General features: G+C 72.5%; 9 protein-coding genes and 1 pseudogene. 2 read left to right on the top strand and 8 right to left on the bottom strand.

What is annotated here, in order from left to right; all coding sequences use genetic code 11:
- Positions 1 to 13: 13 nt before the first annotated feature.
- The gene (locus tag OTB20_RS26375; RefSeq protein ID WP_267821121.1) at positions 14 to 1201 is read right to left on the bottom strand and encodes an acetylornithine transaminase; all 1188 of its coding nucleotides are present in this window, start codon (positions 1199 to 1201) and stop codon (positions 14 to 16) included.
- Entirely contained in the window at positions 1198 to 2088 is an 891-nt protein-coding gene (gene argB / locus OTB20_RS26370; RefSeq protein ID WP_267756268.1) for an acetylglutamate kinase, read from the bottom strand. Before argB ends, OTB20_RS26375 begins: the two co-directional genes overlap by 4 nt.
- 224 nt (positions 2089 to 2312) lie before the next feature.
- On the opposite strand from argB, the pseudogene OTB20_RS26365 reads away from it, so the two are divergent.
- Positions 2313 to 3512 (top strand): annotated as a pseudogene (locus OTB20_RS26365) (RNA-guided endonuclease InsQ/TnpB family protein); the annotation flags it as partial.
- A gap of 36 nt (positions 3513 to 3548) precedes the next feature.
- Here the strand turns inward: OTB20_RS26365 and argJ are convergent.
- The 4 genes from argJ to OTB20_RS26345 all read right to left on the bottom strand — a co-directional run bounded on the left by argJ (position 3549) and on the right by OTB20_RS26345 (position 6877).
- Positions 3549 to 4700: a bifunctional glutamate N-acetyltransferase/amino-acid acetyltransferase ArgJ gene (gene argJ / locus OTB20_RS26360; RefSeq protein WP_267821119.1), complete on the bottom strand. Its 1152-nt coding sequence runs from the start codon at positions 4698 to 4700 to the stop codon at positions 3549 to 3551.
- Positions 4697 to 5743, bottom strand: a complete 1047-nt coding sequence (gene argC / locus OTB20_RS26355; protein WP_267821117.1) for an N-acetyl-gamma-glutamyl-phosphate reductase — start codon at positions 5741 to 5743, stop codon at positions 4697 to 4699. Before argC ends, argJ begins: the two co-directional genes overlap by 4 nt.
- Before the next feature lie 94 nt (positions 5744 to 5837).
- Positions 5838 to 6476 carry an isochorismatase family protein gene (locus OTB20_RS26350; protein ID WP_267821116.1) on the bottom strand — a complete coding sequence of 213 codons (639 nt, stop codon included), beginning with the start codon at positions 6474 to 6476 and terminating at the stop codon, positions 5838 to 5840.
- A gap of 188 nt (positions 6477 to 6664) precedes the next feature.
- The gene (locus tag OTB20_RS26345) at positions 6665 to 6877 is read right to left on the bottom strand and encodes an MbtH family protein (protein WP_267821114.1); all 213 of its coding nucleotides are present in this window, start codon (positions 6875 to 6877) and stop codon (positions 6665 to 6667) included.
- Between the two features lie 184 nt (positions 6878 to 7061).
- On the opposite strand from OTB20_RS26345, the gene OTB20_RS26340 reads away from it, so the two are divergent.
- The gene (locus tag OTB20_RS26340; protein WP_267821112.1) at positions 7062 to 8174 is read left to right on the top strand and encodes an alpha/beta hydrolase-fold protein; all 1113 of its coding nucleotides are present in this window, start codon (positions 7062 to 7064) and stop codon (positions 8172 to 8174) included.
- Positions 8175 to 8271: 97 nt separating this feature from the next.
- Here the strand turns inward: OTB20_RS26340 and OTB20_RS26335 are convergent, their stop codons facing one another.
- Together OTB20_RS26335 and OTB20_RS26330 are read right to left on the bottom strand one after the other, a co-directional pair.
- Positions 8272 to 9975: an ABC transporter ATP-binding protein gene (locus tag OTB20_RS26335; protein WP_267821110.1), complete on the bottom strand. Its 1704-nt coding sequence runs from the start codon at positions 9973 to 9975 to the stop codon at positions 8272 to 8274.
- A complete protein-coding gene (locus tag OTB20_RS26330) occupies positions 9962 to 20884 on the bottom strand; it encodes a non-ribosomal peptide synthetase (protein WP_267821108.1) in 10923 nt (3640 codons plus the stop codon). The genes OTB20_RS26335 and OTB20_RS26330 overlap by 14 nt, the downstream gene beginning before the upstream one ends.
- Positions 20885 to 20916: the final 32 nt, after the last annotated feature.

Raw genomic sequence — 20916 nt, 5'->3', positions numbered from 1 at the left:
CGCGGGACCGCGGTCAGCCGTACGAGGCTTCGAGGATCGCGGGCAGCGCCGCCACCAGGGCATCGGCTCGCTCCTGCGGCAGGGTCAGGGCGGGAGCCAGCCGTACGACGTCCGCGCCCGCCGCGTTCACGAGGAACCCGGCGTCCTGCGCGGCGCGCTGGACCCGCGCGGCGACCGGTTCGCCGAGGGCGATGCCCAGGAGCAGTCCGGCGCCCCGCACTTCGCGGACCAAGGGGTGCTCCAGGGCTTCGACACCGAGTCGCAGCCGCTCCCCCACCCGCGTGACGTGGCCGAGCAGCCCCTCCTTCCCGATGGTCTCCAGGACGGCGAGCCCGGCCGCGCACGCGACCGGGTTCCCGCCGAAGGTGGAGCCGTGCTGACCGGGGGTCAGCAGTTCGGCGGCGGGGCCGAAGGCGAGCGTGGCGCCGATCGGCAGACCGCCGCCCAGACCCTTGGCCAGGGTGATGACGTCGGGCTCCACTCCCGGCTCCGCCTGGTGCGCGAACCAGTGGCCGGTGCGGCCGATCCCGGTCTGCACCTCGTCCAGTACGAGGAGGCTGCCCGTGGCGCGGGTGATCTCGCGGGCAGCCCGCAGGTAGCCCTCGGGCGCCGGGACGACTCCGGCCTCGCCCTGCACCGGTTCAAGGACGACCGCGGCCGTGTGCTCCGTGACGGCCGCGCGGAGCGCCGCCTCATCGCCGTAGGGAACGTGCGTGACCTCCCCGGGCAGCGGCAGGAAGGGCGCGCGCTTGGGCGGCTGGCCGGTGAGGGCCAGCGCGCCCATGGTGCGCCCGTGGAACCCGCCCTCCGTCGCGACCACGTGCGGGCGCCCGGTCCGGCGGGCGATCTTGAAGGCGGCCTCGACCGCCTCCGCACCCGAGTTGGCGAAGAAGACCCGGCCCTCCCTGCCCAGCAGGGCCAGCAGCCGTTCCGCCAGCGCGACGGCCGGCTCCGAGACGAACAGGTTCGACACGTGTCCGAGCCGGGCGACCTGGTCCGAGACGGCCGAGACGAGCGCCGGGTGGGCGTGCCCGAGGGCGTTGACGGCGATCCCGCCGGTGAAGTCCGTGTACGCGCGGCCGTCCTCGTCCCACACCGTGCTGCCCTCGCCCCTGACCAGGGCCAGCGCGGGAGTTCCGTAGGTGTCCATCATCACCGCGCGCCAGCGGTCGGCGAGCGGTGTCGTGCTGTCGGCGGTCACGCGCCGTGCCCCTTTGCGCCCGGACCCCGGGGCCCGGGCTCGTCGTCGTCCGGTACCACCGTGGTGCCGGGTCCGTCCTCGGTGAGGACACCGCGCAGCAGCGCGTTCGGCACCCGGCCGTCGATGACCTGTGCCTTGGCCACCCCGGCCCGTACGGCGCGCAGGCAGCCCTCCATCTTGGGGAGCATGCCGCTCGCCAGCTCCGGCAGCAGTGCGTCCAGCTCACCGGCTGTCAGGCGGCCGATCACCTCCGTGCTGTGCGGCCAGTCCGCGTACAGCCCCTCGACGTCGGTCATCACCACCAGCCGGTCGGCCCCGAGGGCCACGGCCAGGGCGGACGCCGCGAGGTCGGCGTTGACGTTGTAGACCTGGCCGTCCTCGCCCCGCGCGACGGGTGAGACCACGGGGATGCGGCCCTGCTCCAGCAGCGCGGCTATCGTCGTGGCGTCCACGTCCACGATGTCGCCGACCAGGCCGATGTCCACCGGCCTGCCGTCCACCCAGGCGGGGCGCCGTACGGCGGTCATCGTGTGGGCGTCCTCGCCCGACATGCCCACGGCGAAAGGCCCGTGGGCGTTGATGGCGCCGACCAGTTCGCGCTGGACCCGGCCGGTGAGCACCATCCGCACCACGTCCATCGTCTCCGGCGTGGTCACCCGCAGCCCGGCCTCGAAGCGGACCTCCAGGCCGAGCCGGTCGAGCAGTGCGCTGATCTGGGGGCCGCCGCCGTGCACGACGACGGGCCGCAGGCCCGCGTGCCAGAGCTCCACCACGTCCTGGGCGAACGTCCGCTGCGCGGAGGGGTCCACCATGGCGTTGCCGCCGAACTTGACGACCACCGTCCGGCCCTGGAGCTGCTCCAGCCAGGGCAGGTCACGGGGGGCCATAACGGTGGCCGGCGCCTGCGCCTGCGCCTGCGTCTGCGTCTGCGTCGTCTCTGCCTCCGCCGTCATCCCGACCCCGTTCACCGGATCTCTCCCAGGATGCCCGGGGCTTCAGCCTGGGGAGGAATGGGTCCCACCGTCGTAGGCGCGGAGCGCCGGAGTTCTCTTCGCACCTGTCGTGGCCTGCGCTTTCTGGCGTTGTCAGTGGGCTCGGTTACGTTGACCGCATGGCGGCATCTCACGAGGTGGAGGGCACCGGGCATGCCCGGTTCACCTACCGGCTTCGCGTGTCGTCGACGGCGCTCGCCAAGTTGTTGGATGAGTGGGACCGGTGCCGGTGGGTCTGGAACGAATGCGCCGCCCGGTCGAAGAAGGCTCATGCCGAGGACGAGAAGTGCGGGCCGGCCCGGCTGGACAAGATGCTGACCGAAGCCCGCAACCACAACACCTGGTTGGGTGAGGGCAGCAGCGTTCCGCAACAGCAGCTGGTACGCGACTTCGGGAAGTCCCGGGCCAAGGCCTTGAAGGACATCCAGGCCCGGCTGCCGATGCGGCAGCGGGCGGGCATGCCCAAGTACAAGAAGAAGGCCAAGGCCGCCCCGCGCCTGAACTACACGCGGCGCGGCTTCCGGATCAAGGACGGCCGCCTGCATCTCGCGGGCGGCATCATCCTGACCGTGGTCTGGTCCCGAGGCTTCCCGGCCGACCCGTCCTCCGTGCGGATCTACCGCGACAGCCTCGGCCACTGGTACGCCTCCTTCGTCGTCCCCACCGAAGTGGAGCCGCTCCCGGAGACGGGAGCGGTGATCGGGATCGACTGGGGCGTGAAGGAGACCGCGACCACCACCAGCGACGCCCACGACCTCCCGCACGCCAAGCACGGCAGGAAGGCGGCTGCCGGGCTCGCCCGCTATCAGCGGATGACGGCCCGCAGGAAACCGGCGAAGGGCAAACCCGGTTCGAGGGGCTACCGGGCAGCGAAGAAACTGGCCGCGAAGCTGCACAAGAAGGTGGCCCGGCAACGTGAGGACACTGCCCGCAAGTGGGCCAAGTCCGTGGTCCGCGACCACGACGCGTTGGCGGTGGAAGACTTCAGGCCGAAGTTCCTCGCCAAGTCGACCATGGCGCGAAAGGCCGCCGACGCGGCGATCGGCGCCACCAAGCGTGAACTGGTCGCGATGGCGCGCAAGCACAGGCGCATCGTGCACCTTGTCCACCCCGCGCACACCACCATGGACTGCGCGCAGTGCGGAGCGAGAACCAAGCACGCACTACCTCTCTCAGAACGAACATACGAGTGCACCGCATGCGGAGCCGTGTCCCCCAGGGACAAGAACTCCGCCCGCGTGATGCTGGTCCGGGCTGGTCTCAACCCGGCTGGTGCCGATCGTGTAAGAGCTGACGGACCGCCGGTCCACAGCCAACGTGAGCCAGGACTCCCCGCCCTTTGGGGCGGGGAGGATTCAAGAGCTGTAGGCGCTGTTCTCGTGGACGTACTCGGCCGTCAGGTCGTTGGTCCAGATGACCGCGCCGGCGTCACCGGAGCGCAGGTCCACGGTGATGGCGATCCGGCGCTCCGACAGGTCGACCTTGTCGCGCGACTCCCCCTCGGCCCCGTCGCGGCACACCCAGACTCCGTTGATCGCCACGTCCAGCCGGTCCGCGTCGAAGACGGCCGACGTCGTGCCGATCGCGGACAGCACCCGGCCCCAGTTCGGGTCCTCGCCGTGCAGCGCGCACTTGAGGAGGTTGTTCCGGGCCACCGACCGGCCCACCTCGACGGCGTCCGCTTCCGAGGCCGCGCCGACGACGGCGACCTCGATCTCCTTGGACGCGCCCTCGGCGTCCGCCACCAGCTGGAGCGCCAGGTCCCGGCACACGGCGTGTACGGCCGCGGTGAGTTCCGCGGGCTCGGGCGTGACGCCCGAGGCGCCCGAGGCGAGCAGCAGCACGGTGTCGTTGGTGGACATGCAGCCGTCCGAGTCCACCCGGTCGAAGGTGGTGCGCACCGCCTCGCGCAGCGCCGAGTCGAGCAGTCCGGCGCCCGCGTCGGCGTCCGTGGTCAGGACGACCAGCATGGTGGCGAGGCCCGGGGCGAGCATCCCCGCGCCCTTCGCCATACCGCCCACCGTCCAGCCGGCGCCGGCGGCCACCGCCGTCTTGTGGACCGAGTCCGTCGTCTTGATGGCGACGGCCGCGTCCTCGCCCCCGTCGGGCGACAGCCGGTCCGCTGCGGCGGCGATGCCTGCCGCCACCCGGCCCATCGGCAGCCGGACGCCGATCAGGCCGGTGGAGCACACGGCGACCTCGTCCACGGCCGCGTCCACGGCCCGCGCCGTGCGCTGGGCCATCGCCCGCGCGTCCTCGGCGCCGCCGGGGCCCGTACAGGCGTTCGCGCCGCCGGAGTTGAGGACGACGGCGGAGATCCGCCCGTCTGCGAGCACGCGGCGGGACCAGCGTACGGGCGCGGCCTGCACCCGGTTCGAGGTGAAGACACCGGCGGCGGCACGCGACGGCCCCCGGTTCACCACCAGGGCCAGGTCCGGATCACCGGACTCCTTGAGGCCGGCGCTCACTGCGCTGGCCAGGAATCCCCGGGCGGCGGTCACACTCACGGAGCCACTCCATTCGTGGGCAGGCCCAGCCGTTCCGGCAGGCCGAGGGCTATGTTCATGCTCTGCACCGCGCCACCCGCGGTGCCCTTCGTCAAGTTGTCGATGGCGCTCACGCAGATCAGCCTGCGGGCGCCCGGGTCCACGGCGATCTGCACCTGGGCGCTGTTGGAGCCGAGGACGGCCGCGGTGGTGGGCCACTGGCCGGGCGGCAGGAGCCGTACGAACGGCTGGTCGGCGTACGCGGCCTCGAACACGGCACGCACCTCGCCCTCCGTGATGACCTCGGACGTCCCCGCGGCCGGGCGCAGACGGGCCGAGCAGGTGGCGAGGATGCCCCGGGGCATGGGTGCCAGCACCGGGGTGAAGGAGACCGTCACGTGCTCGCCGGCCGCGCGGGACAGGTTCTGGGCCATCTCCGGGGTGTGCCGGTGGCCGCCGCCGACTCCGTACGGGCTCATGGAGCCCATCACTTCGGAGCCGAGGAACTGGGTCCTGGGCGAGCGTCCGGCTCCGGAGGTTCCGCTGGCGGCGACGATGACGGCCTCGGGCTCGACCAGGTGCGCCGCGTAGGCGGGGAACAGCGCCAGGGTGACCGCGGTGGGGTAGCAGCCGGGTACCGCGATCCGGGTGGCGCCCTTCAACTCGGCCCGGGCCCCGGGTAGTTCCGGGAGTCCGTAGGGCCAGGTCCCGGCGTGTGCGGAACCGTAGAACCGCTCCCAGGCCGCCGGGTCGCGCAGCCGGAAGTCGGCTCCGCAGTCCACTACCAGCGTTCCGGGCTCCAACTCAGCCGCCAGGGCGCCCGATTGGCCGTGGGGCAGGGCGAGGAACACCACGTCGTGGCCGCGCAGGGAAGCGGCGGAGGTGTCCAGGAGGATCCGGTCGGCGAGCTCCGGAAGCTGCGGCTGTACGGATCCCAGCGGACGGCCCGCGCTGCTGTGGGCGGTCAACGCCCCTATTTCCACGCCGGGATGCGAACTCAGCAGGCGGAGCAACTCCCCGCCCGCGTAGCCGCTGGCACCGGCCACCGCGACCCGTACGGTCATGTTCTTCCGCTCTCTCTCAGTTCGTGGGGGCGCGTGTTCGTGGGGGCGCCCTCGGCGCAGGCCGGGGCCGTGGCAGGGCCGTTGACGGCGGGGCTCAGGCGTCCTTGCGTACGTCTCGCACGGCTCCGCCGATCAGCAGTTCGCGGAGCAGGGTCTCGGTCGTGCACACCACCGCGCTGCGGGCGGCCCACCGCAGGGCCATGGCGTGCTCCTCGGCGGAGAAGTCGGCCACGGCGTCGGCGACCACGAAGGGCTGGATGTCGTTCATGAAGGCGTCCGCGGCGGTCAGGAGGACGCCGAGGTGGGCGTGGACCCCGCAGACGATCAGCTGGTCGCGCCCCTCCGAACGCAGCAGTCTTCCCAGATGACTTCGGAGGAAGGCGTTGTGGCGCACATTGGCCAGCACGCGTTCGCCGGGCCGCGGAGTGAGCGGCGGGACGATCGCGGCGGCGTCGGTCCCGTCGCCGATCCCGGGCCCCCAGATGTCCGCGGCGAGACCGCGCTGGCCAGGCGGCTGGGCGGCCGGCTCGGCGGTGAAGACGACCGGCATGCCGAGGGCCGCGGCGAGGGCGCGCAGGGCCGCGATGTTCTCGACGAGTTCCACGACCGGGGACCTGTCCGTCGGGAGCTCCCCCACGAAGTGGTTCTGCATGTCGTGGATCAGCAGTGCGGCGCGGCCGGGGTCGATGACCCAGGACGCGCGGGAACGGGGCAGGGCGGAACGGTCGGGCATGGGATAGGAACCGACGGCCGGCAGGCCCATGACGATCCCCCCTCCCCTGACGCCGCGCGGGCATCCCCTGCACAGAACTCCTGTGCAGTTAGCTTAGCCTAACCTAATTTTGCTTGATCCTGCTCGCGCGGCGACCCGGCCCGGCGGGGCGGCCCCGGAAGCGAGCCCGGGGCCGACGGCGAGCCCGCTCAGACCTCGACGGTCGCCGAGAGGGAGCGGGGGCGAAGGTCGGTCCAGCTCGACTCGATGAACTCCAGGCACGCCTCACGGGTGGTCTCGACGAGGGCTACCGCCCACCCTCCGGGCACCTCGGCGAAGGAGGGCCAAAGGGAGTGCTGCCCCTCGTCGTTCACCAGGACCAGGAAACGGCCTTCGGCATCGTCGAACGGGTTGGTGCTCATGCTGGGGTTCCTCCTGGAGCCCGATGGGACCGGCAGGTGCCGTCGGTGTGCGGCGCGCAGCCCGACAGCGGGCGCCGCGCCCGCAGGGAAGGTCGATCGAGAATGAAGAGAGCCTCACACTTAGGTTAGGCTCCCCTAATTATAGAGCTTAACGTTTCCCCTTCCCCCTCACAAGGAGGCACCGATGCGTGCACTCGAACGGATACGGGCCGAGGACGGCTCGGAGAGCCCCTTCGCCGCGTTCGACCTGCCCGGCACGCCCGGCACCGATGAGTTCTGGGCGGCCGCGACTCCCGCGTCCGTGCCTTCCGGCGACGGCGGTTGGGTCGCTCTGTTCCTGTGGCGCGGCACCCCCGCGGTCATCGAGTTCGAAAGCTGGTCGGATCCGGTACCGCTGCTCCGGTGGCGCGACACGGACTGCTGGTACGCCGAGGTGCGCATGCCCGCACGGCTCCGAGTGACCTACCGGTTCCTCGCCGATGACGGTTCGTACGCCGATCCGCTCAACCCGGCCGGGGCCGGCGGCGACCGCTCCATCGCCGCCACCCCGGACGCTCCGCCCCAGCCGCACTGGCCGGCCGTCGCCGCCGACGACGTACTGCCCCTGCCGAGCACCCGGATCCGCTGGGCCAGCGAACGGCTCGGCGGCCGGCGCACCGTGCGGGTCCACCCGGTGGGCGGCGGCGGGCCGGTGGTCCTGCTGCTCGACGGGGACGACTGGCTGTACCTGCACCCGGCCATGGCCGCCTTCGACGCGGCCTTCGCCGCCGGCGAGATGCCCCCGCTCACGCTGGTGTTCGTACCGGCCAAGGACCGGCGGGCCGAGTTCGGCTGCCGGCCCGAGCTGTGGGAGGCGGTACGGGACGAACTGCTGCCGCTGGTGGCGGACAGCGGGGTGCCCGCGGACCTGGGCCGGCTGGTGGTCGCCGGGCAGAGCCTCGGCGGCCTGAGCGCGGTGTACGCGGCGCTGGAGTTCCCGGAGCTGGTGTCCCGCGTCGCCTGCCAGTCGGGGTCGTTCTGGTGGACCCCGGAGGCCGGGGAGCCGGCGGACCCCCTGGGCGGTCCGGCCGGCGGCGCCCTCGCCGAACGCCTGAGGGAGCGCCCCGCTCCGGCCGGACTGAGGATCGCGTTCGACCTGGGCGAGCACGAGACGCGCATGCGCCGCCACTGCGAGCTGATCGAAGCCCTGACGGAGCGGGCCGGTGCGACCGTACGGAGGTCCACCTCGGCATCGGGACACGACCGGGCGGGCTGGCGGCAGGCCCTCCTCAGGGATGTCGCCTGGGCGCTGGCCTGACGAACGCCTGACGCATGACGGGGCCCGGGGGGCCCGGCAGGTCGCCGGGCCCCCCGGGCCCCGTCATGCGTCAGTGCCGGGTCACCGGGTCACCGGGTCACCGGGTCACCGCCAGGCAGTACGCCGGGTCGTCGGCCAGCAGTTGGCGGTGCGTGCCTTCGGCCGTGACGACGCCCTCGTCCAGGACGAGGACCCGGTCGGCGGCGTCCAGCAGGGCCGGACTGCTGGTGATGACGACGGTGGTGCGGCCCCGGCGCAGCTCCGCGATCCTGCGTGCGACGAGCTGCTCGGTGACCGCGTCCACGGCCGTGGTCGGGTCCCGCAGGACGAGTACGTCGGAGTCCGCGGCCAGCGCCCGTGCCAGCGAGAGCCGTTGGCGCTGTCCTCCGGAGAGGTTCGAGCCGCGGTCGCGGACCTCGTAGTCGAGTCCCTCGCGGTGCAGGGCGACGACATCGGTCAGCATGGACGCCTCGACGGCCTCGGCGACCGTCCGGCTGGTGCCCGAGGGGTCGATGTTCGTACGGAGGGTTCCCGCGAAGATCTCCCCGTCGTACGGGTTCACCAGCATCAGTTCGCGGACCGCCTCGACCGACAGGTCCGCGAGGTCCTGCCCGTCGAGCCGCACCACTCCGCCGTACGCGGCCGGCGGCACGTTCACGGCCAGGATCGAGGCGAGCTCGGCGGCCGCCCGAGGCTGGTAGACCGCGATCGCCGTGAACTCGCCTGCCGGGACCTGGAACTTCAGGCCCTGGAGGGACTCGTACCTGACGCAGTCGATCTCCAGGTTCCCGCCGGGTGCCGGGCGGGCCGTCCCCGGGGCCGCCACCGGCGGGGCGGACAGCACCAGGGCCATCCGCTCCGCCGAAGCGCGCGCCATCATCACGTACTTCGGCATGTCCGAGAACAGCCGGAGCGGCTCCATGATGAACTGCGCCAGGCCCACGGCCATGACGAGTTCCCCGATGCTGATCTGCCCGTCGAAGGCCAGCCAGCCGGCGGTCAGGGTCACCGAGGCCGCGAGGCTCGCGTTCAGCGCCAGCGCGGTGCCCGTGTAGACGCCGTTCACCCGGGCGACGGTGATCGCCTGCTGCTTCGCCTCCGTGCTGACCTTCCGGTAGGACCGGAACGCCGCGTGGTTGCCGCCGAAGCCGTGCAGCGGGCGCAGGCCGGTGATCAGGTCGGCGACCTTCGCACCCGCCCGCGCCACCCGGGCCTGCTGCTCCTGGGTGCTGCTGCCGATCCGCTTCGACATCACTCCGAGGGTCGAGAGGATGAGAGCCGATCCGACCATGACCAGCAGGCCGAGCCGCAGGTCCGCCAGGCTCAGCGCGACCGCCGCGACCAGCACCGCGACCGAGGAGCTGATCAGCATCGGTACGACCTCGACGATGTCGGAGGTCTGGTCCGCGTCCTCGGTGGCGATGGTGAGCACTTCGCCGGACTTGAGGTCGACGTCCCGGGCCACCGGCTGCAGGCCGCAGGCCGCGACCCGCACCCTCCAGTGGTGGGCCTCGGTCGTGTTGGCCTTCTGCAGGATGCGCATGCCGAACCGCCACGACAGCGAGACGGTCGTGATGATCACGGCCAGCGCGGCGATCGAGAGGGCGAGGGCCGCCGGGCTCCGCTCGCGCATCGTGTGATCGACGATCAGGCCGAGCGCGATGGGGAAGGCCGTCTCGCCGGCCTGGTACAGGCCCATGAGGACGGTTCCCCAGACCATGGCGCCGGTGTTGCGGCGTATGGCGGTCCGGAGGATGTCGGATCCCGCGCTGCGGGATCTCTGGACGTCAGGAGTTGTCATCAAGGTGCCGGGCAATCGCTTCGGGGGTTCGCAGGGTGAGCAGATCACGGATGGTGATCGCGGGGCCGAATTCACGGCGCAGGAGTCCGACCAGGCGTACGGCCAGCATGGAGTGTCCCCCGAGGGACACGAAGTCGCTCACCGCGCTCACCTCGTCGTCGTCCAGGTCCAGGGCCTCGGCGAAGTACTCGCACACCACGGCCTCGGTCTCGGTCTCCGGGCCGCGCTCGCCCGAAGTGGTCAGCGCTCCGAGCGGCTTGGGCTCCGGCAGCGCCTTGGTGTCGGCCTTCCCGTTCACCGTGAGCGGGATGCCGTCGACCTGAGCGTAGTGCGTCGGGCGCAGGTAGTCGGGCAGTGCGGCGCCCACCTCGGCGGCGACGGCCGCCAGGTCGGAGCCGTCCAGCACCAGGTAGGCGGCCAGCCGGTAGGCGCCGTCCACCTGCGGGTCGGGCTGGGCGACGGCGGCGGTGAACCGTACCGCCGGGTGCGCGGCGAACGCGGCCTCGACCTCGCCCAGCTCGACCCGGTGGCCCCGGATCTTGACCTGTTGGTCGGTGCGGCCGAGGTACATCAGGTTCCCGTCCGGCCGGCGGACCACCAGGTCGCCGGTACGGTACATGCGCTCGCCGGGCTCGCCGAACGGGGACGCGACGAACCGGTGCGCGGTCTGGGCCGGCTGGCCGAGGTAGCCCCGGGCGATGCCGATGCCCGAGACATAGAGCTCACCGGGAACTCCGTCCGGCAGCGGCCGCAGCCACGGGTCCAGTACGAACACCTCGGTGTTGTCGATGGCCACGCCCACCACCGGGTCCTGGCACTCGAAGGTGCCGACCCCCAGGGTGTTGATGGTGTATTCGGTGGGCCCGTACAGGTTGTAGCCGACCGTTCCGCCGGTCTCCGCGAGACGCTGCCACAGCGTCGGGGTGACCGCCTCGCCGCCCAGCAGCACCAGCGCGGGGCGCCGGTCCGGGTTGTCCAGCAGGCCTTCGGCCGCCAGCTGCTGTGCGTAGGTCGGGGTCACGTTGATCACGTCGATCCCGTGCTCACGGCAGTACTCGACCAGGCCGGTCGCGTCGCGGCGCAGCTCCTCGTCGCAGATGTGCACCTCGTGGCCGTCGGCGAGCCACAGCAGCTCCTCCCACGACATGTCGAAGGCGAAGGACACGGTGTGCGCGATCCGGAAGACCCGGTTGCCGTGCTCCGCCAGCACCGGTTCGAAGATGCGGCGCTGGTGGTTGATCAGCATGTTGGTGAGTCCGGCGTACTCGGTCACGACGCCCTTGGGCTTCCCGGTCGAACCGGAGGTGTAGATCGTGTACGCGGGGTGGCGCAGCCGGTTCGGGTCGTCCGGCGTGAACGTCACGAGCGGTTCGGCGTCCGGAAGGGGCCGGTCCAGTTCGATCAGGTCGCCGGTCAGCCTGGGTGAGACGGCGCTGACGGTGAGGATCACCTCGGGCCGGGCGTCCGCGACGATCGAGGCGATCCGCTCGTCCGGGTGGTCCAGCTCCAGCGGTACGTACGCGGCTCCGGTGCGCAGCACGGCGAACAGTGCCACGATCCAGTCCGGCGAGCGCGGGATCGCCAGCCCGACGGTCCGCTCCGGTCCGATGCCGCGTCCGGCGAGCACGCCCGCCAGCAGGCGGCTGCGGTCACGGAGTTCGGCGAAGGTCATGCTCCGGCCGTGTGCGACGAGCGCGATCCGCTCGGGTGAGCGGTCCGCCGCCTGGTCGAACCGGTCGACGACCGTGTCGGTGCCGATGTCCGTGCGGACGGCGGGCCCGGGCACCGGCCCGAGGCCGGGCAGCGCGCCCACCGGTCCGGTGGAGCGGCACAGGTCCTGGAGCACGCCGACGTAGTCGTCGAGGAGGCCGCGGGCGCTGTCGGTGTCGCCGTGGCGGTGCTCCAGCTTGACCGTGAGCCGGTCGCCGGGGGTGACGACCCAGGTGAACGGGTAGTGGGTGGAGTCGTCCGACTTCACCTCGGTGATGCCGTTGCGGGCGTTCATCTCGGCGAGCGCGTCCATGTCCAGGAAGTTCTGGAGCACGAACAGGTTGTCGAACAGGGTGTCGTGGCCGCTGGCCCGCTGGATCTCGCCGAGCCCCAGGTGCTCGTGCTCCATCGCGTCGACCCGGGCCGCCTGGACGGCCGACAGGTAGTCCTTGACGGTGTCGTGCGGCCGGGCCCTGGTCCACATGGGCACGGTGTTGAGCAGCACGCCGACGATGTCGGACAGGCCCTCGCCCTCGCGGCCGGAGACGGTCACGCCGAACACGGCGTCGCCGCGGCCGGTGTGGGCGCCGAGGAGCAGGCCGAACGCGCCGGTGAGGACGGAGTTCAGGGTGACGCCGTGCGTCTTGGCCGTCTCCCGCAGGAGCTGCGACTGCTCCGCGGAGAGGGTGTGGACGAGCGCGGGCGGCAGGTCGTCCGAGAGGGCCGGCGCGGGTCCGGCGAGCAGTGTCGGGCCGGAGAGCCCGGTCAGGTGCTCGGCCCAGAACCGCTCCGAGACGGCCGGGTCCTTGGCGGCGAGACTCCGGGCGTGGTCCTCGAAGCCGGGCACGGCCGGGGTCGCGGCCGGCTTCTCGCCGGCGAGTACGGCCCGGTAGGCCTCGAACAGGTCCCGCAGCACGATCGCGCGGGACCAGCCGTCCCACAGCAGCAGGTGGTAGCTGAGGAGCAGGCCGTCGCGGCCGTCGGGCAGCCGGATCACGGTCAGCCGGATCAGCGGCGGTTCGGCCGGGTCGAATCCGGTGTTGCGGTCCCGGACGCGCAGGGCTTCGACTTCCTCGTCGCCCGACAGCTCGACCGTGTGGACGCCGGCCCGACGGCCGGCCCTGAGGACCTGGACCGGGTTGCCGTCGTCGTCGGTCGTGAAGCCGGCGCCGACGACCGGATGCCGGTCCATCACCCAGGCCATGGCCTCGGCCAGGGCGTCGGTGTCCAGGCGCCGGTCGAGGGCGAAGTAGCTCTGCGCGACGTAGTGTCCGGCCGTGCCCGCCATCTGGGCCTGGAAGAACAGGCCTCGCTGGAGCGCGGTGACCGGCGCGGTGCGTACCGCCGTCGCGGAGGCCTCCGCGAGGGATTCCAGGGCGTCCAGCCAGTGCGCGGTGATCTCGTCGGGGATCTCCTCGGCGAGGGTGAAGGCCGCGTGCAGGCTGCCGGTGGCCGCGTCGGTCCAGGCGTTGACCTCCACGGCGTACGGGCTGCCCCGGTCGCCGCCGGTGATGTGCAGCGCCTGGGACTCGCTGCCCCGGCCGAGGTAGTTGAAGAGCACCTGCGGCCGGGCGGTGAGCAGCGGGGCCGTCTGCGGGTTGAGGTAGCGCAGGCGCCCGTAGGAGATGTGCCCGGACTCGTCCGGCTGCCGCTCGGCGAGCTCGCGGGCGGCCGCGACCGGGTCGGTGTGCGCGGTGAGCCGGACGGGCGCGATGGCGGTGAACCAGCCGACGGTACGGGTGTAGTCGTGGTGCTCCAGCTCCGCGACCCGGCCGTGCCGCTCCAGCTCGATCGCGAGATCGGTGGGCGACGGCTGGATCCGTGTCAGGGCGGTGCGCAGCGCGCCGCACAGCAGCTCGGTGAGTGCGATGCCGAGCGCGGCGGGGGCGGTGCGCGTCACCCGGTCGCTGGCCTCGGGGCCGAGGACCACGGTGGTCTCGCGCAGCCCGCCGAACGCGGGCAGCAGGGGCGGCGCCTGGAGGGTGGCGTCCCAGTGTCCGAGGCCGTCGGCGCTGCCGGCGGCCCGCAGGGTCAGCGCCTCGGCGTACTCGGCGTAGGAGGTGGTCGCGGGTGCGAGGGTCTCCCCGCGCAGGGCGGTGGCCAGGTCGTCCAGCAGGATCAGCCAGGACACCGAGTCGACCGCGATGTGGTGCACGGTGACCACCAGGGTGCCGGTCGCCGCGAGCCAGGTGAACGCGGTGACGTCCCCCGTCTCGGGGTCGAGCCGGCCGGCCGCCTCGTTCGCGGCGGCCGCGGCGTCGGCCGTGTCCGCGTGGACGACGGTGGCCGTGCGGGCGGGCTCGGTGCGCAGGGTCCACACGCCGTGCTCGGTGCTCAGCCGCATCCGCAGGGCCGGGTGGGCGGCCAGTACGGCGTCGGCGGCTCGCTCGACGTCGGCGAACGCGGTGCCTTCGGCCACCGTCACCGCCCGGGCCTGGGCGAAGCGGTCGAGGGAACCGCCCAGCGCGCGCTGGCGCAGGATGATCGGCGTGGGCGCCACCGGGCCGTCCTCGCGGCGCGCGGGGGCGGGCGTAGCGGCGGATCCGTGGTCCTGCGGAGCGCGGGTGCCCAGGAGCTCGGCGAGTGCCCGCGGCGTCTTCAGCAGGAATACGTCGCGGGGTGCGATCGGCAGGCCGAGGGCCCTGGCCCGGTTGACCACGGTGATGGCGATGATGCTGTCGCCGCCGGCGCCGAAGAAGTCGGTGTCGGCGTCGGCCGCCGGGTGGGAGAGCGTGTCGGCGAAGATACCGACCAGCGAGGTCAGCGAGGCCGGCGCGGAGCCGGTGACGGCGACCGGGGTGTCGTCCTGCGCGGCCCGTTCGGTCAGCGCCTTGCGGTCCAGCTTGCCGTTGACGGTCAGCGGCAGGGAGTCCACCGGGAGGACCCGGCCCGGCACCATGTGCACGGGCAGCTTCTCGGCGAGGAGCGTGGAGAGGTCTCCGGGCACCCGGCCCACGACGTGCGCGACCAGGTGGTCGCCGCTGTCGGCGACGGTGACGGCCACGTCGACCACGCCGTCCAGGTCGCGCAGCGCGGACTCGACCTCACCGAGCTCGATGCGGAAGCCCTTGAGCTGTACCTGGTCGTCCGCGCGGCCGGTGAACTCCAGCTCCCCGTCGAGGGTGCGGCGGGCGAGGTCGCCCGTGTGGTACATCCGGGAGCCGTCGCCGGCGAACGGGTTCGCGACGAACCGGCCGGCGGTGAGGCCCGGCCGGCCCAGGTAGCCGAGGGACACCTGGTCGCCGGCCACATAGATGGCGCCCACCCGGCCCGGCCGCACCGGCCGGAGCCGGTCGTCGAGCAGGTAGGTGGCCAGGCCGGGGATGGGGCCGCCGATGGGGCTCACCTCGTCGCCGGGGCCGAAGTCCTCTTCGGTCAGCACCCGGTGCGTCACGTGGACCGTGGTCTCGGTGATCCCGTACATGTTGACGAGCTCGGGCGAGGCGGCGCCGTGCCGCTCGACCCAGCCGCGCAGCCGGCCGAGGTCCAGCGCCTCGCCGCCGAAGATGACCCGGCGCAGGGCGGGGAGCGGTTCGCCGGCGTGCCGGTCGGCCTCGACGAACTGGTAGAAGGCCGAGGGGGTCTGGTTGAGCACGGTCACCGAGCGCTCGCGGACCAGGCGGTGGAAGTCGACCGGGGAGCGGGTCAGCCCGTAGTCGGGGACGAGCAGTTCACCGCCGTGTACGAGCGCGCCCCACAGCTCCCAGACCGCGAAGTCGAAGGAGTAGGAGTGGAACTGCACCCACACGTCGTCGGGGCCGAAGTCCATGTCCGGCTGGGTGTTGGCGAGCAGCGTCACCACGCTGGAGTGCGGGACGACGACGCCCTTGGGCTTGCCGGTCGACCCCGACGTGTAGATCACGTAGGCGGGGTCGTGCCAGCTGACCTCGTCGGCGGCGGACTCCGCGGCCTCCTCGGGCAGTTCGTCGCCCTGTACGAGGACGCGGGCGCTGACGCCCGCCCGCTCCAGCAGGGCCGTGAAGCGCTCGCGCTGCCCTCGGTCCACGAGGACGACCTGCGGGGCGGCGTCCGCGAGGACGTACTCCAGCCGGCCGTCCGGGTAGGCCATGTCGAGGGGTACGTACGCGCCGCCCGCGCTGACGATCGCGACCAGCGCGATGACCTGCTCGATGGTGCGCGGTACGGCCACGGCCACGCGCCGTCCCGGCCGGACCCCGGCCGCGCGCAGGGCGGCGGCCAGTTCGTTTTTCGCGTCGGCGAGTTCGCCGTAGGTCAGCGACCGGGTGGTGCCGTCGAGCGCGCACTGGGTGACGGCGGTGGCCGCCGGGTCCCGGTCCGCCGCGGCGTCGAACAGTTCGCCGAGGGTGGCCGGGGTGATCCGTGCGGGGGTCCTGCCGTCCTCGGGCGCCAGCTCGCCGACCGGGGCGTCCGGCCGGGTGAGCAGGCCGGTGAGGGTGTGGGTGAACCGGCTCAGGATGTCCTGGGCGCTGCTCTCGCGCAGCAGTTCGCCGTCGTAGATCAGGTTGAAGCGCGGGCGTCCGTCGAGGGACCGCTCCACGACGAGGGTCAGCGGGTAGTGCGGGGCGCCCTCGTTGACGAGGCCGGTGACGGCCAGGGTGTCGCCGGTCCGGCGCAGGGCGGCCACGTCGGTGGCCACGTCGAACACGACGAGGGTGTCGAAGAGGGAGCCGACGCCGGCCTGCCGGCCGATCCGTGCCAGCGAGACGTGCTGGTGCGGCAGTACCGCGCCCTGGTGTTCGCGTACCGAGGAGAGCAGCTCGCGCGCCGTGGTGCCGGCGGCCCACCGCGCACGCAGCGGGATGGTGTTGATGAACAGGCCGACCATGTCACCGATGCCGGGCACGTCCGCGTCGCGGCCGGAGACCGTGGAGCCGAACACCACGTCGGCGGAGTGCAGGATGCCGCCGAGGGTCACCGCCCAGGCGCTGTGCACGGCCACGCTCAGGGGTACACCGGCGGACCGGGCGGCCGCGTCGATGTCGTGCTCCGGCTGCGCCGAGGTGTCGGCGAACCGGTCGGACGGGGTGTGCTCCTCGGCCACCAGCGAGGGACCGGGCAGCCCGGCGAGTTCGGCGCCCCAGATCCGGTCGCTCTCGTCCGCGTCGCGTGCGGCGAGCCAGCCCACGTAGTCGGGGAAGCCGCTCAGCGGATACGTGCTCCCCGGCGCGTGGTACTCGGCGAGCAGTGCGCGGAGCATCGGCGGCACCGACCAGCCGTCGGCGATGATGTGGTGGACGGTCTGCACCAGGACGTTGCGGCCGGATAGCGGGTCTCGGACCAGTGTGAACCGCATCAGCGGGCCGGCGGCCAGGTCGAATCCGGCGCGGCGGTCCCGCTCGGCGAGGTCGTGGAGCTCCTCGTCGGTGATGCCGGGCCGGTCCAGGGTGGTGAAGGGCGCCTCGGCGCCGCTTTCCAGCACGGAGACGACACGGCCGTCGGCGAGGGCCGTGAACCGGGCGGCCAGGTTCGGGTACAGGGCGAGAAGCCGGGTGGTCGCGGCCGCGAGGCGGCCGGCGTCGAGCTCGCCTTCGAGCGTCAGCAGCTGCTGTTCGACGTAACTGCCCGCGGAGTCGTCGTCGAAGACCGAGTGGAAGTACAGGCCTTCCTGCAGCGGGGTCAGCGGGAGGACGGCGCGCAGCGCGGGTCCGTCCAGGGCGTCGACGTCGGCCTGGGTGAGGCGCACCAGCGGGAAGTCGCTGGGCGAGTGGCCGCCCTGTTCGAGGGCGGCCAGGGCGGTGAGGGCCGCCTCGAAGTAGCCGCCGATCGCCTCGACGTCCTCTTCGGTGAACATGCCTTCGGGCCAGGTGATGGTGGTGACGAGTTCGTACTCGCCGGTGGCGGCGGGTTCGGCGATCGCGTTGAACTCCAGGGCGCGCGGCAGCCGCATCCTCGGGTCGCGCTTCTCGCCGAGCTGCCCGGTGGTTCCGGAGAGCTGCCAGTCCCCGGAGGAGCCCGCGTCGAAGCGGCCCAGGTAGTTGAACAGGACCTGGGGAGCGGGAGCCGTGAAAGCGACGTCGGCCAGGTAGCGCAGGGCTCCGTAGGAGACGCCGTTGCTGGGTACCCGGGCGAGGTCCTCCTTGACCGCCTTGAGTGCGGCGGCGAGGTACTGGGGGGCGGTGAAGTCGCCGGTCGTGCCGGGGTCCACGGTCACCGGGAACAGCGTCGTGAACCAGCCGACGGTGCGTGACAGCTCCGGCTCGATGCCGGCGGCGCCCGCCACGTGGCGTCCTTCGCGTCCGTGGCCCTCGAGTTCGATGTGCGCGAAGGTCTGCTCCTGGCCGCGGTCGCGGCGCCACCGCGCGAGGGTGACGGCGAGCGCGGTCAGCAGGACGTCGTTGACGCCCGCGTGGAACTTCGCGGGGATCTCGCCCAGCAGGGCGGCCGTGGCCTCGGAGCCGAGCGTGAGCGTCCGGCTCCGCTCCCGCTCGACCGTGTCGGTCTGCGACGGCGCCCGTCGGCCGAGCCGCGCGTCGGGGCCCGGCAGGGGGCGTTCGAAGTAGGCGCGGTCCGCGTCGAACTCCGCGCCTTCCAGGAGCTGGGTCCAGCGCCGGAACGAGGTGCCCACCGCGGGCAGTTCTATCTCCTCGCCCGCGGTGAACTGGCGCCATGCCGTGGCCAGGTCCTCCATCAGGACCCGCCAGGACACGCCGTCGACCACCACGTGGTGGACGACCACGACCAGCTGGTGTGCCTCGCGGCGCCAGACGGCCCGCAGCATCACGCCGTTGTCCGGGTCCAGGCCTTCGGTGGCGAGGGCCACGCACGCCTCGAGCGGCAGGTCGCTCTGCTGCCAGTCGGCCGTGGTTCCGTGGGCCTGCGGTATGTCGAAGCTCCAGCGGTCGCCGCGGACGAGGCGGGCGCGCAGCATGTCGTGCCGGGTCACGACGGAGTCGAGGACCGCGGCGAGGGCTTCGGCGGTGAGGTCCGCCGGGGTGTTCAGTGCGACGGCCTGTACGAAGCCGTCGATCGTGTCCGTGGTGCGGCCGAGCCACTGGACGACGGGCGATCCCGTGACGCAGCCGGTCGCGACGTCCCCGTGGTCCACTCGGGCCACGTCCTCGCGGCTGGCCACCGCGGCCAGTGCGCCCAGCACGCTGTTGGCGAAGATCTGTCCGGCGGTGACGTAGAGGCCCGCCTCGCGCAGCGCGCTCAGCAGCGAGATCGCGAGGATGCTGTCTCCGCCGAGCTGGAAGAAGTCCTGGTCCACACCGACGGCTTCCAGCCGCAGTACGGACGCGACGGCCGTGCACACCGCGCGTTCGTCGTCGGTGGAGGGGCGGACGAACACACCGGTCGCGACCTCGGGTTCGGGCAGTGCGCGCCGGTCGAGCTTGCCGTTCGCGGTGAGCGGGAACTGCGTCATCACGACGATGTGGGCGGGCACCATGTACTCCACCATGTGCCCGGTGGCCCAGGCCTTGACCTCGTCCGCCCGCAGTTCCCCGGCTCCGGCGGCCGGGATCACGTAGCCCACGAGGTAGGTGCCGCCCGCGCTGTTCTTCTTCGCGATGACGCAGGTGTGCCGCACCCCGGGGTGCTCCGCGAGACCGACCTCGACGTCCTCGAGCTCGAGGCGCATGCCGCGGATCTTGATCTGATTGTCGGCGCGGCCGAGGAAGTCCAGCGACCCGTCGGGGGCGAACCGGGCGAGGTCACCGGTCCGGTACAGCCGGGATCCGTCGTCTCCGAAGGGGTTCGCGACGAACCGCGACGCGGTCAGGCCGGGGGCGCCCACGTAGCCGCGTCCCAGGAGGAAGCCGCCGACGTAGAGTTCGCCGCCGACGCCGACCGGGACGGGTCGCAGCTCGTCGTCGAGGACGTACAGCTGGGTGTTGGGGTTGGCCTTGCCGATCGAGGTGGACAGGCGTTCCGCCTCGCCCCGGTAGATGACGTGGGAGACGCCGATGGTCGTCTCGGCCGGTCCGTAGCCGTGGTACATCGGGATGTCGAGCCGGGTGCGGTAGCGCTCGTACAGCTCCGGGGTGAGCACCTCGCCGCCGCACCACACGTGCCGCATGCTGTCGAGCCGGTCGGAGTCACCGGCGATCTCCAGCAGGACGTCCAGCATGGACGACACGAGGTAGGTGAAGGTGACGCGGTGCTCGGCGATCACGCTGAGCAGGTGGTGCGGGTCGCGTTCGCCGCCGGGCCGCAGGACGACGAGGCGGCCGCCGCACACGAGCGGGAGGAAGATCTCGTTGATCGATATGTCGAAGGACAGCGGCGCCTTGAACAGCGAGGCGTCGTCGTGGCCGAATCCCAGGATCTCGTTGACCTGCCACAGCAGGCGCTCGCTGATCGCCTCGTGCCGGATCATCGCGCCCTTGGGGCGGCCGGTCGAACCGGAGGTGAAGATCACGTAGGCCAGGGAGTTGCCGTGCGCGGTGACTCCGGTGGCCTCGATGGGGTGGGCGGTGTACAGCCAGTCGTCGAGGTCGACGGCGACGGCGGCCGGTTCCGCGGGGTCGTGCTCGCCGGAGTCGTTGAGCTGCACCACGACCCGCGCGTCGTCGATGACGACGGCGCGGCGCGCTGCGGGCCACTGCGGGTCGAGCGGGACGAAGGCGCAGCCGGCCTGCAGCACACCGAGCAGGCCGATGACCATGTCGGCGGATCGGCCCAGCGAAATGCCCACGACCTGCTCGGAGTCAAGTCCGCGCCCGATGAGGTGGTGGGCCAACTGCGCGGACAGCTCGGCTGCCTGGCGGTAGGTCAGCGACCGGTTCTCGTCGACGATGGCGACCGCGTCGGGCCGGACCCGTGCCTGCTCGCGGAACATCTCCACGATGGTCGGCCGGAGCCGGTCGGCCCCGGTGTCGTTCCATTCGGCGAGGGTGACCAGCCGCTCCGTCACCCCGGACGGGCTGATGGTGCCGAGGGGCCGGTCCGGGAAGTCCGCCAGGTCGTCCAGCGCGAGCTGCGCGTCGGACGTCAGGACGCCCTCGGGAAGGGTGATGGCCATACCGTCCGGGGCGGCTTCGCCGGTCTGCCAGCCGCTCGGCGCGGCGCCGCCGTTCTCGACCCATCCGAGGACGTCGGCGAACAGCGTGCCGGAGACCAGGTCGATGCCGTCGGGGCTCTCGCCCGTCGCCCAGTACGCCAGACCGATGGCACAGGCCTCGGCGATGGTCCGGTCGGAGTATCCGCCGGTACGCCGGCGCACGTCTGCCAGGCGCGTGGGAGAGATCAGCACGAGACGAGCGCTCGGTTCCATCATTGAAGACTCAACACCCTTCCAAGGTACGAAGG

The sequence above is a fragment of the Streptomyces sp. H27-H1 genome, assembly GCF_026627445.1.
Taxonomy (GTDB): Bacteria; Actinomycetota; Actinomycetes; order Streptomycetales; family Streptomycetaceae; genus Streptomyces.
The sequence above is the reverse complement of the archived record's forward strand: the minus strand, read 5'-3'. Positions and strand labels throughout refer to the sequence as shown.